Below are 15,055 nucleotides of genomic sequence, written 5' to 3'. Positions count from 1 at the left end.
GCCGATTCAGAGATAGTCTGGTTCGGTTGGACGACTCTCGGCAGAGCGTGATATCGAATAACCCAAAGTCGGCAACAACCAAGGGAGTAGCATGAAATTTTCCGGTTCATCCGGTTAAAGCGTACTTTGATTCATGAATGCCCATTATTCTGAGCTTGAAAAACTCATTGTCCCGATAACCGTATGCCTGCCGTTTCAATGTCTTGATCTTGTTGTTCGTGCCTTCGATAGGGCCTGACGAAATTGGATGGTCGTAATAGGATAAGACGCCGAAGCGATGAGTTGCCAGGGTGTGAGCCATGACCTGCAATGGTCTGATTTCTGAAGCTTCAGCTCTGGCAATCCAATCTGTAATGACACAATCTGCCGTTTTCTTATCTGGTTGTGACCAGAGTTGCCGTAAATCCTCTTTCATATAGTAGGCTGTCGCTAGCGGCTTATTCAGTCTCAATGCCTCATCAAGACGCTGCTTTTCATCTCGGCTATCATCTAGATTCTCTGGGTTTTTCAGAAGAATCCAGCGCGTTCCTTTTACGGCCCTCTTCTCTATTGGGAAGGTTATCCCCCTGAATAACTGCCGCCGTATTTGGGTGATTTTTTCATTCATGAGCTTGACCACGTGAAACCGGTCAAAGACCAGAGCGGCATCCTTTAAATTTTCCCTGACTGCGTTGATATATCCAGCATTCATATCTGTCGCCACGGCTTGGATATTGGCCTTTGTGCGTTTGAGACGCTTCCAAAATGGAGCAAGGCTGTCCATGCTCCGGCCTTCGCCAACAAAGACGACAGCGCCACTTTCAAGATCCATAACCCAGGTCAGTGTAGCCTTTTCGAACGCTAATCTCATCGATAGCGATATATTTGAGTTTCCCAAGTGGAGGCTTGGAAAAGCGACGAGAAAGGTACCGTTTGAAAATCGATTTGATTGTATCCCAGCCAACCCCGAGAAGGTCGGCGACATCCTGCATGGTCATTTTCTTAGATAATGCCAAGGCATACCATTCAAATGCCTTCGTATACCAACGCCTTGACTCAGCAATTCCAATGTCGATTCGTCGAACAGTTCCACATTCGCAACAACCAACTCGCTGAACTGGAATGACTAACCATACTGGCTTGAAGCCTATCGGAATGGTTTTTACCCATCGCTCTGAACATCCGCATTTGATGACATTCCGAGAGCCGCATTGGGGGCAGCAGATAAGTTTGCCTTTTGCTTGAATGGATAGGGTGACATTGCCTGCTACAAAATCCTGACGAACGTAGTCATAGCATTGAAGGCCAAAGGCATGGTAAATGAAGCTCGTGGACATGGTTGACCCGCCTTCTGATGATTGGTGATGCTCTCATCGGTTTGACGCCATGCCCTTTCATTTTGTCAAATGTACGCTTAGCAGGATGACCCTCAAGAAATGCCGGATGAATACTATTGGACTTTTTGTTTTTGGATGCATTACCCTTGTTTCGTGAAATAGTCTGCTATTAATGGCTATCTCTAGCTTAAGTGGTTCTTGGAGGGGATATGAATCAGTTTTCCAACTTGTTGAAGCAAAATGAACTTTGGCTGATGGAGCGCATCCTTAACTATGCGAAAAATCAGGATTATACCAAGTATACCTCTACGTTACTTGATGCATGGCGATTCTCCATTTCTGGGCTTACAGATGCTCTATGTATGGCCCTCCATAGGCATGGTGATGAAGAGCCTCAATTTTATCCTGACGAGGATTATACCACTGACCCGATTACAGAATTTGGTAGACTTGAAGCCAAGCGCCATCGAGAAAGGGGTATCAGTCTGAGTATGTTTCTTGGGCTATTAAAGTACTACCGGGATACTTATGTTGATTTCGTTGTTGAACAATGTCCTGAGGAACACCAAAAGAAGTGGATTCGCTTTGTTTTGAGAAGCTTTGACCGTTTTGAGATAGCTCTTTGTGTCGAGTGGGTGGAAACGGGAAATTATGAACATACAGACAAACTTGAGGAGGCAAATCGTCGCCTTTCCAATGAAAAAAACAAGTATCTTACCTTTTTTGAAAGCTCTCCGCGTCCTACTTTTCTTGTCGATAAGGATGGGTTGGTAGACAACTTGAACCTTGCAGCTGCCAAGTTACTTGGACTCAGTGTCACCTCTGGTGAAATGTACTATTCCGGTGGACATAGCACTATGGACAGAAAAGCGGAGGGGGTATGCAAGCCTTTGATTGAGTATTTGCCATGGATAGAAAGTGAAGCCTCCGCATTCGCCCAAGGAGTAGCCTCAACTCAACGAATTGAGACGGATACAGAGGCCTTAGGACGTTGTTTTTTTGAGGTCTTTTTTGCTCGCATGCTGGACGTGTCAGGTAAATTTACCGGTATGATTGTTGTCCTCGACGATATTACCCGGCGTAAACAATTGGAGCAAAAGCTTAACCGCCTCGCTACAACGGATGCACTTACAGGTGCCAATAACCGGCATCGCTTTCTTGAGCGAGGAGAAGAAGAAATCGCCCGATGTAAGCGATATGCCCGTCCCTTGGCAGCCATGATATTAGATATAGATCATTTTAAAAACATCAATGATACATATGGGCATGCAGCTGGTGATGATGTGTTGCGAGCTCTTTCTGTTGAGTGCTGTAACATGTTCCGGCAGACAGATGTTTTTGGCAGGGTGGGAGGCGAAGAGTTTGCGGCAGTACTCCCTGAGACCTCACTAGAAGAGGCCGTGCAAGTAGCAGAACGCCTGCGTAAGGTGCTAGGCGCTCTCGAAGTGAATGCTTCTGGTGAGAGTATTACCTTCACAGTATCAATCGGGGTAGTTGAATACGAAGAAGGTCAGAAGCTGGCAGACGTGCTCTATTTCGCTGATAAGGCTCTATATGAAGCAAAGAATCATGGGCGTAATCAAGTTGTCGCTGGTGCACCGAGTACCTGCTAGTATTCACGAATTTTCTCAAAAGAACGCTTGAGCCAGATGAACCAATTTTCCGGGGTGAATCTGCTGGACGAGCTTGCGCGGGAAGACCTGCTGGAGCTGCGTTCCCTGCTCCGGCCGCGCAACTTTCCGAGCGGCACCATCATCTTTACGCCCGACGGCGAGGAGGACCTTGTCTTCATCGTCTCCGAGGGACGCGTGCGCATCTTCCTGAGTTACGAGGGCAAGGAATTTACCCTCGGCATCCTCAACCGGGGCGATGTCTATTCCACCCACGCCGAATGTTATGTCCAGGCCCTGGACGATACCGAACTGCTGCTGACCGATGTCCACTCCGTAAAACGAATCATGGACACCGTGCCCACCTTCACCCGGACCATGGTCCGGGTCCTCGGCAACATCCTCAAGAATTCCTTCCTCATCATCGGCGGCCTCGCCTTCAAGGACATCTATTACCGACTCATGGACTATCTGCTGGCCGAAGCCCGGCAGTCCGGCACGGAACAGGACGGCGGCGTACTCGTCACCCTGGACCTGACCATGGAACAGCTGGCCCAACTCATGGGTGCCACCCGCCAGACCGTCTCCACCCTGCTGAACGACATGGCCCGCGCCGGGCTGGTGCAGAAACAGGGACGCGGCGTCTACTTCATCCCGGACCTGAAAGCATTGGAAAAGGCCGCTGCTCCGGACGCCTAGACGGAAGAAAAATTGGTGCCGCCTGCGGCGGGATTTGATGGAAGATTTCGCCTCCGGCGGGCAGGGGCTCGCCCCCCTGCACCCCATTCTTCTTGAGAGGGGATACATACGGCAAAATCGGCATGGACCGAAGGCGACCGGGGATTCTCAAGGGTCATAACCCTTGAGCCGCCGGAGGCGAAATCTCTCGACCAATCCCGCCGCAGGCGGCTTCAACCCCTGCCTCTCACCTCTTTTTTCATATTTCATACTTTATTTGTCGGGTATCTGACAGACGCATTCTTCGGCTGGGGTTATGACTGAAGTGAGACGATTCAACTTCACTCACCGGGTTGGCGCGGTCCATTTCCCGGGACAACCATCCTTTGGAGGCACTTATGGCAAAGGAACCGAGACCCATAGACGAATTGACCATTTGGGACGACGCCAAGGCGATGATCCGCAAGGGTCGGGCCGAGGGCATCGAGACCGTGTACGAACGGCTGGCCCAACAGACCCCGCACTGTAAATTCTGCGAGCTGGGCACCACCTGCCGCAACTGTACCATGGGGCCGTGCCGCCTCAGCGAAAAGCACCCGCGCGGCGTGTGCGGCGCGGACGCCGACGTGGTGGTGGCCCGCAACTTCGGCCGTTTCGTGACCGGTGGCGCCGCAGGCCACTCCGACCACGGCCGTGACCTGATCGAGGTCCTGGAGGCCATCGTGGAAGGCGAGACCTCGGACTACCACATCACCGACGAGGCCAAGCTGCGCAGGCTGGCCGGGGAGGTAGGCATCGAGACCGAGGGACGCGAGACCATGGCGGTGGCCGAAGACCTGGTGGAGTGCTGCTTCGGGGACTTCGGATCACGCAAAAAGTCCGTGGCTTTTCTCTCCCGCGTGCCGGCGGTGAGAATTGAAAAGTGGAGAAAGCTCGGTTTGATCCCCCGCGGCATCGACCGCGAGATTGCCGAAATGATGCACCGCACGCACATGGGCTGCGACAACGACGCGCCCAACACCATGCTTCACGCCGCACGCACCGCGCTGGCCGACGGCTGGGGCGGTTCCATGATCGGTACCGAGCTGTCCGACGTCATCTTCGGCACCCCCACGCCCAAGCGGTCCACGGCCAACCTCGCCATCATCAAGGAGGACAAGGTCAACCTGCTGGTCCACGGCCACAACCCGGTCGTTTCGGAAATGATCCTGGCCGCCGCGCGCGAGCCGGACCTGCTGGCCCGGGCCAAGGAACTGGGCGCCACCGGCATCAACGTGGGCGGCCTGTGCTGTACCGGCAACGAGTTGCTCATGCGCCAGGGCATCCCCATGGCGGGCAACCACCTGATGACCGAGCTGGCCATCCTGACCGGCGCGGTGGAGGCCATTGTGGTCGATTACCAGTGCATCATGCCCAGTCTGGTCCAGATCGCGGGCTGCTACCACACCCGGTTCATCGACACGGCGGACAAGGCGCGGTTCACCGGCGCCATCCACTTCACTTTCAATCCCAAGACCGCCATGAAGCAGGCACGCGAGATCGTCTCCCTGGCCGTGGAGGCCTTTGCCGAGCGCGATCCGGGCCGTGTGGAAATCCCGGGCGAGCCGGTGGAAATCATGACCGGCTTCTCCAACGAGGCTGTCATCGAGGCCCTTGGCGGCTCGCTCACCCCGCTGGTCGAGGCCATTGCCGCGGGCGATATTCGCGGTGCGGTGGGCATCGTGGGTTGCAACAATCCCAAGATCAAGCAGGATTCCCTGAACGTGGGCCTGACCAAGGAGCTTATCAAGCGGGACATCCTGGTGCTGGTCACCGGCTGCGTCACCACTGCGGCGGGCAAGGCAGGGCTCCTCGTGCCCGAAGCCATCGAACATGCCGGGCCGGGCCTCAAGAAGGTCTGCGGCGCACTGGGCATCCCGCCCGTGCTCCACTACGGCTCCTGTGTGGACAACGCCCGCATCCTCCAGCTCTGCGCCGCGCTGGCCAACGAGCTGAAGGTGGACATCTCCGACCTGCCCGTGGGTGCCTCCTCGCCCGAGTGGTATTCGGAGAAGGCGGCAGCCATCGGCCTCTACGCCGTGGCATCGGGCATCTACACCCACCTCGGCCATCCGCCGAACATCCTCGGTTCCGAGACAGTGACCAATATCGCCGTCTCCGGCCTGGAAGATCTGGTCGGCGCGACGTTCTTCATCGAGCCCGATCCGGTGAAGACGGCGGAGATGTTTGACGAACGCATCAAGGCGAAGCGCAAGGGCCTCGGCCTGAGCGAATAGCCGGACGCCCATATCAGGGGAGGTCCGACACCGGGCCTCCCCCTCAATTTTCAATCTGCGGAGGCGTGACATGAAGATAGCTCTTGCAGGCAAGGGCGGCGTGGGCAAGACCTCGCTCACGGCCTGGCTGGCCGACAGGCTGGCCCGGCAGGGGCGTGATGTCTGGATGGTGGATGCGGATACGGCCCTTTCATTGGGACAGGCTTCGGGCCTCGCCCCTGCGGACCTGCCCGAGCCGCTCATCCGGCGCGGCGATCTGATCCGCGAACGCATCCACGAAGGCGGTTTTCTAAATCTCAACCCGGATGTGGACGACCTGCCGGAATCGCTGGCCGTGGACGTCCCCCTGGGCGGTGCACCGGAACCGGGCGTGACGCCGGGGCGCAAGCGGCTGCTCGTCATGGGTGCCGTGACCAACGCGGGCGGCGGCTGCGCCTGCGATGCCAACGCCTTGCTCAAGGCACTGCTGGCCCATCTGGTCATGGATGCGGACGACTGGGTGCTGGTGGACCTTGAAGCCGGGGTCGAGCATCTGGGCCGGGGCACCGTGGCTCATGTGGACGGTTTGGTCGTGGTTTCGGAGCCGAGTATGCGCAGTCTGCAAACCGGAGCCGAAGTCAGCCGCATGGCCCGCGACCTGGGGCTGGAAAACCAGCTGCTGGTCCTGAACCGTCACGCGGGCGGCGAACCGCCCGCCATGGAAGGGTTGCCGGACCGCATCATTTCCGTCCCTCCCCTGCCCGGGCTTATGGAGCGCCAGATGACCGACGCCTCGGTGCTGGGCCTGCCGGAAACCGATCAGATCGACAGGCTGGCCGACACCATTATCGCGACGCTGGGAGGGGCATAGCAACGCCCCCGGCCCTCCTCCCCACGCAGCGAGACGCGGGTACGCATCCATTTTGCAATTCCATTCGCCGGAATGTTGTCGTATAGACTTGTTCCCGTGAGCAGACACTGCCAACACGATGCAACCTCATACGTCTTCATCCGGAGGGCCAGCCAATGGTCAACATCACATTGTTTCCCGGGCGGTACATCCAAGGTCTGGACGCCATCCAGACATTGCCCGACGAGTGTGCCCGACTTGGATCACACGCCTTCATCCTCGCTTCACCCGGCTCAAGGGCCAATTTGCTAGGCCGGGTTCTGGCCGCGCTGGAATCCAGGGGCCGGGCCATGGTGCAGACCTTTGGCCGCCAGTGCTCTGATGAGGCCATCACCGAACTCTCCCAACTCTGCCGAAAGGCGGGATGCGACATTGTCGTAGGCATGGGCGGAGGCAAGACCCTGGACACGGCCAAGGCCGTGGCGCGCCAGGGAAAACTTCCCTGCATCATGATTCCGACCATCGCCTCCACCGACGCGCCATGCAGCTCGATCTGCGTAGTCTACACCGAAGCGGGCGAGTTCAAGCGGGCGGATGTTCTGCCCCGCAACCCGGACGTCGTGATCGTGGACACCCGGATCATGGCCGAAGCGCCACCGCGCTTCCTCGTATCCGGCATGGGGGATGCCTTGGCCACCCGGTTCGAGGCCGACTCATGCAGGAAAGGCAACGCCCCGAACATAGCGGGAGCACCCGGGTCCATGACGGCCTACGCCCTGGCCCGGCTCTGTTACGACACCCTGCTGGAACACGGCCCCCAGGCCCTGGAGGCGGCCCGGGCCCAATCCGTCACCCCGGCCCTGGAACGCATCGTGGAGGCAAACACGCTCCTGAGCGGCCTGGGCTTTGAAAGCGCCGGGCTGGCTGCCGCCCATTCCATTCACAATGGCCTGACCGCCCTGCCGCAGACCAACGCCTATTACCACGGCGAAAAGGTCGCCTTCGGCACGCTGGCCTCACTCTTTCTGACAGGCAGACACCCCGACGAAATCGACGAGGTCTACGGTTTTTGCGAGGCCGTGGGGCTTCCCACGACGTTGGCCGACATCGGGCTGGACGGAGTATCGGACCCGGACCTGCTGCGGGTGGCGGAAAAGGCATGCGCTCCGGGTGAGAGTATGCACAACGAGCCGTTCGACACCGCGCCGACCCGCGTGGCGGCCATGCTCCGGGCCGCGAACGTCCGGGGACAGGAACGCCGGAACCGACCAGCCTAACCAAACGCCCCCGTAGCCGAGGCCGCCTCCCGATTCGGGACAGCCAGCCTCTTCCCGACCAATGTTAGCGGAGATGTATATGCTGGAACTGCTCAAATTCCTTCTCGGATTCATTCCCTGGATCGCCTTCGGCCTGCTGGCCGGGCCTTCCGTGGTCAGGCTGGAAGTCGCCATCTGGATCAGCCTAGCGCTCTCCGTGGTCCTGAGCCTGCGCGAGCTGCGCAAGGGATTCATTCTGGCCTGGGGCACATTGCTTTTCTTTGCCGCAGCGGCCTTGTTCGTCGGGCTGAAACAGGTTTGGTTCATGCGCGACCTCAATGTGCTCGTCGCCGCATCCATGGCTGCCATAGCCTGGATATCCCTGTTGGTCGGCCGCCCCTTTGTTCTCCAGATAGCCCGGGAGGAAGCCCCGCGCGAGAGCTGGGACGACCCCGCCTTCATTGCGGGGTGCCGCCACCTGACCATCATCTGGGGCATTCTCTTCCTTGTCTCGCTGGGAGTGGCGGCTACCGCTTCGCTTGGTCATCCGGGACCGAGCTGGCTGCACACTCTTCTGTCCTCAGGCACGCCCATTGCCGGAACCATTTACACCTTGCGGTACAAGAAGAAGATGAAGGCCCGACGATAGGCCGATACCGTTATTTATGGATTGCTCGCTCCTGTTGCCATGGAGCAACCTCAAACAGTGACCCCACCTTGTCACTTGGCCACGACTATCGTATCAACGTCGCTACAAATACAGCCGCAATCTTAACCCGGACAGGGTGTGCCTGACAGCCTGCAACCGCCTGAGCCCGACAATGGAGTCGAATATGCGCAAACTCGCTTTCCCTTTTCTTTTTCTTCTCGCCTTCTGCGCCCCGGCCATGGCCGGAAACATCAGCATACCCCAGACTGCCCTCCCCGAAGCAATCACCTTTCAGGGCGTAACGATGCACAAGGCCGATGAGCAGGCAGCCAACGGGACCTTCATCACCGAGTATATCCCCAAAGGGGAAACGCTGAAACATTGGACCCACCTTTTCGCTGTCCGCCGGGAAGCATCCAAGCTCACGCCAAAAGAACGCGCAGCAGGCTTTGCCGCCTACCTGAAAAAGCTGAATTCCCAATTCCGGTCTCAAGTGCTGTTTGACAAGAAAACCGGCAATACGGGCATTGATTTCCTTATCTGGCCCAAAGACGACAGCTTCGGCGAATTCAACACGTGGAAATACATGCAGGGTGAGCCGGGCTGGCTCTACAGCTTCCAGTACGGAGTCCGAGGCTATACGGATACGCCGTCATACGACGAACTGGAGCACTTCATGAAAAAGAAACAGGGTGCCGTATTTGAAATGATGCGATTCGAACTTCCCTCTTCCATGTAACGAAGGAGCTGTGGAGATTTCCTCCGTTGCAGGAATGCACGTGTTGGCCGACAATTCCCGATTTTGACGGTATGCACCTATTCATTTATGCTGCCACGACCGAACTAACTTTGAGGGGAAGGGATAAATGAGCGACAAGCTGCGAGATAAACGAATATTCATTGCCGGAGGGACCTCGGGACTGGGACTCGCCGTAGCTGCTTTGGCGGCAAAAAGGGGAGCGAACCTGATCCTCGCTTCAAGGTCCGCACCGGAACGCCGGGCCGAACTTACGCAGATTCTCGGACAAGAAATCACGACTCAGGCCCTCGACGTCACTTCCGCCGCTGCTACCTCGGCCGCCCTGAAGGGAGTGGGAGAGATCGATCATCTCGTGGTCGCCACTCGGTCCGCCATCACACCGGCGCCCTTTGCCCAGGCCGATCTGGACCAGGCCAAACAGGCATTCGAAACCAAATTCTGGGGAACCTGCCGCCTCATACAGCAGCTAGCTCCCCGCATCCGTCCGGCCGGAAGCATCACCCTGACTACCGGCATCGCGGGTGAAAAAATCTATCCCAACCAATTCGCAATGGCCGCCATGAATGGTGCGACCGAAACTCTCTGCCGCACCCTGGCTGTGGAGTTGGCCCCCATCCGGGTCAACGCGGTCAGCCCTGGCTTCATCGCCCCCAAGCCGCCGGAGGTCGAAACATACGCCAGTCAATTCCCTTCCGGCAGGTTGGCTGACATAGAAGAAGCGGCGCTCACCTTCATCCAGCTCATGGAAAACACCTACGTTACCGGAGCCACACTGGTTGTGGACGGCGGTGCCAGACTGATCTGATCCAGTCGCAATAACGTTTCCGGTGTTCTGTTCCCGTCCCTCCCGACCATTGCGGTATTCCCTGCCGGGCTATTGCACCTGTTAAAGGCCGTACAGAGGGTACTCCACTGTCGACACCGCTACCGGTGCAGACGGAATCTGCGTGCAGCCCGACTGCCCCTACTCTTATCAAAGCGCGGAGAGCCGGCTAGAATTCCCAGCGCAGGAGGCCCATGATGGACTGGGACTGGGAAGTATCGCCAAACTCGGCGGTGTAGCCGAGGGTGAAGGAAGTATCGTCGTCGGGACGCAGGGTGATGCCTGCCTCGGGCGCGAACCGGTCGTCGTCGTTCTGGGTGGTCACCTGGGCCGAGGTGGTGGCGAGGTACTGACGCACTGTAACATCGCCGTTGCCCAGGCTATGGACCAGTCCGGCGCCAAGGTATGGCTCCACCGAGACGCCCCGGACCATCCACTTTCGGGTGGCGCGCACGCCAAGCGTCGCGTCGGCAAAGGTCTTGTCCAGGTCGTTGTAATGAATGCCGTTGGTCACGTTGCGCTCCGTAAACGCGTCCTGATGGATATGCGTCACGTTGATCCCGCCGTGAGGAGAGATAATCCAGTTTTCCGCAGGCACCCAATTGTAGGTGGCGAGCAATTCGTTGTGCGTCAGCCAGGAAAAATAGTGGGCGTTGGCCACGGATGTCGCGCTGGCGTAGCGCTGCATGTCATGCTCTGCATAGGTGGTGGAGAGGGTGTCCGTGAATATCCAGTCGCCGGTGCGGTAACCGCCGTACAACCCTGCTGTGTAGAGGTACTGATCCTCGGAGTTCTGGCCGTAGAAGTTGGAGCCGTTGAAATCGATGCCGCCCATGCCGTAGCCCACGAAACCGCCAGCCAGAAAATGCTTGCCGAACCGCCGGTCCATGCCGATCTCCAGCCCGGTCATGCGGGAGTCATACCCCTCGCTCTGGGCCGAACCGGCCCGGTGCCCGAAGCTGTGCACCGGCTCCACGTAAATACCCCACAACGGCTTTTCCTTGGGCTCGTCCAGCAGCCCGGCCAGATTGCCCGAGGCATCGGCCACCATGACAGGCTCCCGATCCTGTTCATTCTCGGCGGAGAGCATGTTGTTCCCAACACCCAACATGCCCAGCGCGCGGGACTGCGCCACCTCGGCAAAGCTCTGCACGCTCGCCATGGAAGATACCATGGCCAACGACGTGGCGTCGGACTTGGGCGTATAGGCCATGTTCACCACCAGATTGCCGGAGGCGACCTTGTCTGCCGTCACGGTAAAGTCCGGGTTGGCCGAGACGATGGAGGAATCCGCTCCCCATACATAGGAATCGGCGCTCATAACCACGGAATCGCCGACGTAATTATCCACCGGGTCAATGGAGATATTGCCGTTGATTGTCGCTACTCCGGTAGAGGTAGCAGTATAATATTGCCACGAGTAGCTGGGGGTGAGGTGGCTGACAGAGAGAGTCTGCCCGGCCGGGCCAACCGCAGGGAGTTGCAGCGTGGTGCCCGACAGAGTCTTGAGAGCCCCAACCTGAATACGGGCACCTTTCTGACACGCCATTGATTTATTATCAAAAAGCTCGAAGTCCGAAACTACCGCATTGGTCGCTGAAGAAAATACTGTGTTTCCCCCTACACGCAAAATCGCCCAATCACCGACAACACCTATTCCTGCACCATTACTAGCGCCATAGGTAGCGAGACCAGGAGCGTGCGATCCGTCTGCTTCTCCTTTGATTAAACCGACAAAGCTCGCCCCAGGAACCATTGTTAACCCAGTATCTTTTTTGGCCAAAACGGCATAAGCGGAACCGTTTGCACTGTAGGCCTCGACCGGGCCTCCAACCTCTATTTGGGCCATATTCTGCAAAGTAAGGGCATAGGCATCACCGTCCGCCGTGGCTGAAACCGTATGGCCGCCAGTCACCACTATCACGTCGCCGTCCACGACAAGACCATCCGTTATGTCGGCTCCAAGCGTGCCGCCCATGGTGATGGTGGTGACGGCGACGGCAGGAGCCGCACAGACCAGCACGGCAAGAAAGCTGAGCAACAAGCCCGGTAATACCTGCCCGGAGCAGAAACGAACTCTATTACATCCCCGCCTGCGACTTCCCCCGAAGTAGCTTTCTACAGACGCACCAATCCCCCAAATCAGTCTACACCGCTGCAACATCCCCATGTCAAAATCCCCCCTCAAGACGACCGCCGTTTTAGTATTTGAATTTATACTCAATTACTCAAACAGATTAATCAAGTCTCCAGGAGATGCCGACAGCACCAACGGCTGAAACAAAAATCCGATTAAGTCCTGTAGACTATATGGGATTGGATAGAAACGCGCGTTTTAATCGAAATACGACACGCGAAAGGGAAGACTTCACCTTAACAACTTAGACAAAACACATCTTTTTATGCACGAAAACAATTTTACTATAAATCCATATTTATTTAGAACTCATACATAATATTATATTCTTCAATACGGCTACGGGAAAAGTATTCATAATATTTATTTAATGCGGAGAGCCGGCTAGAATTCCCAGCGCAGGAGGCCCATGATGGACTGGGACTGGGAAGTATCGCCAAACTCGGCGGTGTAGCCGAGGGTGAAGGAAGTATCGTCGTCGGGACGCAGGGTGATGCCTGCCTCGGGCGCGAACCGGTCGTCGTCGTTCTGGGTGGTCACCTGGGCCGAGGTGGTGGAGAGGTACTGACGCACTGTAACATCGCCGTTGCCCAGACTGTGGATCAGTCCGGCGCCAAGGTATGGCTCCACCGAGACGCCCCGGACCATCCACTTTCGGGTGGCGCGCACGCCAAGCGTCGCGTCGGCAAAGGTCTTGTCCAGGTCGTTGTAATGAATGCCGTTGGTCACGTTGCGCTCCGTAAACGCGTCCTGATGGATGTGCGTCACGTTGATCCCGCCGTGAGGAGAGATGATCCAGTTTTCCGCAGGCACCCAATTGTAGGTGGCGAGCAATTCGTTGTGCGTCAGCCAGGAAAAATAGTGGGCGTTGGCCACGGATGTCGCGCTGGCGTAGCGCTGCATGTCATGCTCTGCATAGGTGGTGGAGAGGGTGTCCGTGAATATCCAGTCGCCGGTGCGGTAGCCGCCGTACAACCCCGCTGTGTAGAGGTACTGATCCTCGGAGTTCTGGCCGTAGAAATTGGAGCCGTTGAAATCGATGCCGCCCATGCCGTAGCCCACGAAACCGCCAGCCAGAAAATGCTTGCCGAACCGCCGGTCCATGCCGATCTCCAGCCCGGTCATGCGGGAGTCATACCCCTCGCTCTGGGCCGAACCGGCCCGGTGCCCGAAGCTGTGCACCGGCTCCACATAAATACCCCACAACGGCTTTTCCTTGGGCTCGTCCAGCAGCCCGGCCAGATTGCCCGAGGCATCGGCCACCATGACGGGCTCCCGATCCTGTTCATTCTCGGCGGAGAGCATGTTGTTTCCAACACCCAACATGCCCAGCGCGCGGGACTGCGCCACCTCGGCAAAGCTCTGCACGCTCGCCATGGAAGATACCATGGCCAACGACGTGGCGTCGGACTTGGGCGTATAGGCCATGTTCACCACCAGATTGCCGGAGGCGACCTTGTCTGCCGTCACGGTAAAATCCGGGTTGGCCGAGACGATGGAGGAATCCGCTCCCCATACATAGGAATCGGCGCTCATAACCACGGAATCGCCGACGTAATTATCCACCGGGTCAATGGAGATATTGCCGTTGATTGTCGCTACTCCGGTAGAGGTAGCATTATAAGATTGCCACGAGTAGCTGGGGGTGAGGTGGCTGACAGAAAGAGTCTGCCCGGCCGGGCCAACCGCAGGGAGTTGCAGCGTGGAGCCCGACAGAGTCGTGAGCAGCCCGGCCTGAATACGGGCACCTTTCTGACACGCCATTGATTTATCAAAAAGTTCGAATTCCGAAACTACCGCATTGGTCGCTGAAGAAAATACCGTGTTTGTATATATTCCCACCATCGCCCAATCACCGACAACACCTATTCCTGCACCATTACTAGCGCTATAGATAACGAGACCAGGAGCGTGCGATCCGTCTGCTTCTCCTTTGATTAAACCGACAAAGCTCGCCTCAGGATTCATTATTAACCCAGTATCTTTTTTGGCCAAAACGGCATAAGCGGAACCGTTTGCACTGTAGGCCTCGACCGGGCCTTCAACCCATATTCGGGCCATATTCTGCAAAGTAAGGGCATAGGCATCACCGTCCGCCGTGGCTGAAACCGTATGGTCGCCAGTCACCACATACACTTCGCCGTCCACGACAAGACCATCCGTTATGTCGGCTCCAAGCGTGCCGTCCATGGTAATGGTGGTGACGGCGACGGCAGGAGCCGCACAGACCAGCACGGCAAGGCAGCTGAACAACAGGCCCAGCAATACCTGCCCGGAGCAGGAACGAACTCTATTACATCCCCGCCTGCGACTTCCCCCGAAGTAGCTTTCTACAGACGCACCAATCCCCCGAATCAGCCCACACCGCTGCAACATCCCCATGTCAAAATCCCCCCTCAAGACGACCGCCGTTTTAGTATTTGAATTTATACTCAATTACTCAAACAGATTAATCAAGTCTCCAGGAGATTCCGACAGCACCAACGGCTGAAACAAAAATCCGATTAAGTCCTGTAGACTATATGGTATTGGATAGAAACGCGCGTTTTAATCGAAATACGACACGCGAAAGGAAAGCCTTCACCTTAACAACTTAGACAAAACACATCTTTTTATGCACGAAAACAATTTTACTATAAATCCATATTTATTTAGAACACATACATAATATTATATTCTTCAATACGGCTACGGGAAAAGTATTCATAATATTTATTTAAT

General features: G+C 56.7%; 12 protein-coding genes. 8 read left to right on the top strand and 4 right to left on the bottom strand.

Annotation, left to right across the window (positions count from 1 at the left end; translation table 11 throughout):
* Positions 1-106: 106 nt before the first annotated feature.
* Both ACI0FG_RS00060 and ACI0FG_RS00055 read right to left on the bottom strand, forming a co-directional pair.
* On the bottom strand, positions 107-811 hold the full coding sequence (locus ACI0FG_RS00060) for an ISL3 family transposase (RefSeq protein ID WP_419786521.1): 705 nt from the start codon (positions 809-811) through the stop codon (positions 107-109).
* Positions 801-1,316 (bottom strand): helix-turn-helix domain-containing protein, encoded by a 516-nt coding sequence (locus ACI0FG_RS00055; RefSeq protein ID WP_419786520.1) that lies wholly within the window; start codon positions 1,314-1,316, stop codon positions 801-803. The genes ACI0FG_RS00060 and ACI0FG_RS00055 overlap by 11 nt, the downstream gene beginning before the upstream one ends.
* A 209-nt stretch (positions 1,317-1,525) precedes the next feature.
* On the opposite strand from ACI0FG_RS00055, the gene ACI0FG_RS00050 reads away from it, so the two are divergent.
* The 8 genes from ACI0FG_RS00050 (at position 1,526) to ACI0FG_RS00015 (ending at position 10,179) form a co-directional block, all read left to right on the top strand.
* Positions 1,526-2,929 (top strand): sensor domain-containing diguanylate cyclase, encoded by a 1,404-nt coding sequence (locus ACI0FG_RS00050; protein WP_419786519.1) that lies wholly within the window; start codon positions 1,526-1,528, stop codon positions 2,927-2,929.
* Between the two features lie 36 nt (positions 2,930-2,965).
* A complete protein-coding gene (locus ACI0FG_RS00045) occupies positions 2,966-3,625 on the top strand; it encodes a Crp/Fnr family transcriptional regulator (RefSeq protein WP_419786518.1) in 660 nt (219 codons plus the stop codon).
* Between the two features lie 377 nt (positions 3,626-4,002).
* Positions 4,003-5,880 (top strand): anaerobic carbon-monoxide dehydrogenase catalytic subunit, encoded by a 1,878-nt coding sequence (cooS, locus tag ACI0FG_RS00040; RefSeq protein ID WP_419786517.1) that lies wholly within the window; start codon positions 4,003-4,005, stop codon positions 5,878-5,880.
* A 70-nt stretch (positions 5,881-5,950) separates the two neighbouring features.
* Positions 5,951-6,730 carry an ArsA-related P-loop ATPase gene (locus tag ACI0FG_RS00035; RefSeq protein WP_419786516.1) on the top strand — a complete coding sequence of 260 codons (780 nt, stop codon included), beginning with the start codon at positions 5,951-5,953 and terminating at the stop codon, positions 6,728-6,730.
* 155 nt (positions 6,731-6,885) lie between these two features.
* Positions 6,886-7,986 carry a glycerol dehydrogenase gene (locus ACI0FG_RS00030; protein WP_419786515.1) on the top strand — a complete coding sequence of 367 codons (1,101 nt, stop codon included), beginning with the start codon at positions 6,886-6,888 and terminating at the stop codon, positions 7,984-7,986.
* Positions 7,987-8,065: 79 nt separating this feature from the next.
* Complete coding sequence (locus tag ACI0FG_RS00025; protein WP_419786514.1) at positions 8,066-8,614, top strand: hypothetical protein; 549 nt, start codon at positions 8,066-8,068, stop codon at positions 8,612-8,614.
* Between the two features lie 184 nt (positions 8,615-8,798).
* Positions 8,799-9,353, top strand: coding sequence for a hypothetical protein (locus ACI0FG_RS00020; RefSeq protein ID WP_419786513.1), 555 nt, complete (start codon positions 8,799-8,801; stop codon positions 9,351-9,353).
* Between the two features lie 127 nt (positions 9,354-9,480).
* A complete protein-coding gene (locus tag ACI0FG_RS00015; RefSeq protein ID WP_419786512.1) occupies positions 9,481-10,179 on the top strand; it encodes an SDR family oxidoreductase in 699 nt (232 codons plus the stop codon).
* A 187-nt stretch (positions 10,180-10,366) separates the two neighbouring features.
* On the opposite strand, the gene ACI0FG_RS00010 is transcribed toward ACI0FG_RS00015, so the two are convergent.
* Positions 10,367-12,241: an autotransporter outer membrane beta-barrel domain-containing protein gene (locus ACI0FG_RS00010; protein WP_419786511.1), complete on the bottom strand. Its 1,875-nt coding sequence runs from the start codon at positions 12,239-12,241 to the stop codon at positions 10,367-10,369.
* 477 nt (positions 12,242-12,718) lie between these two features.
* Complete coding sequence (locus ACI0FG_RS00005; protein ID WP_419786510.1) at positions 12,719-14,587, bottom strand: autotransporter outer membrane beta-barrel domain-containing protein; 1,869 nt, start codon at positions 14,585-14,587, stop codon at positions 12,719-12,721.
* Between the last annotated feature and the right edge of the window lie 468 nt (positions 14,588-15,055).

This window comes from Pseudodesulfovibrio sp. 7M6 (genome assembly GCF_050058625.1).
GTDB classification, from domain to species: Bacteria; Desulfobacterota; Desulfovibrionia; order Desulfovibrionales; family Desulfovibrionaceae; genus Pseudodesulfovibrio; species Pseudodesulfovibrio salinus.
This window is presented reverse-complemented; position numbering and strand designations above follow the sequence as displayed.

Coding starts and splice junctions, on each gene's coding strand:
- cooS (WP_419786517.1), top strand. CDS start 4,003: ATGGCAAAGGAACCGAGACCCATAGACGAATTGACCATTTGGGACGAC.
- ACI0FG_RS00035 (WP_419786516.1), top strand. CDS start 5,951: ATGAAGATAGCTCTTGCAGGCAAGGGCGGCGTGGGCAAGACCTCGCTC.
- ACI0FG_RS00060 (WP_419786521.1), bottom strand. CDS start 811: ATGGATCTTGAAAGTGGCGCTGTCGTCTTTGTTGGCGAAGGCCGGAGC.
- ACI0FG_RS00030 (WP_419786515.1), top strand. CDS start 6,886: ATGGTCAACATCACATTGTTTCCCGGGCGGTACATCCAAGGTCTGGAC.
- ACI0FG_RS00020 (WP_419786513.1), top strand. CDS start 8,799: ATGCGCAAACTCGCTTTCCCTTTTCTTTTTCTTCTCGCCTTCTGCGCC.
- ACI0FG_RS00050 (WP_419786519.1), top strand. CDS start 1,526: ATGAATCAGTTTTCCAACTTGTTGAAGCAAAATGAACTTTGGCTGATG.
- ACI0FG_RS00055 (WP_419786520.1), bottom strand. CDS start 1,316: ATGTCCACGAGCTTCATTTACCATGCCTTTGGCCTTCAATGCTATGAC.
- ACI0FG_RS00025 (WP_419786514.1), top strand. CDS start 8,066: ATGCTGGAACTGCTCAAATTCCTTCTCGGATTCATTCCCTGGATCGCC.
- ACI0FG_RS00045 (WP_419786518.1), top strand. CDS start 2,966: ATGAACCAATTTTCCGGGGTGAATCTGCTGGACGAGCTTGCGCGGGAA.
- ACI0FG_RS00015 (WP_419786512.1), top strand. CDS start 9,481: ATGAGCGACAAGCTGCGAGATAAACGAATATTCATTGCCGGAGGGACC.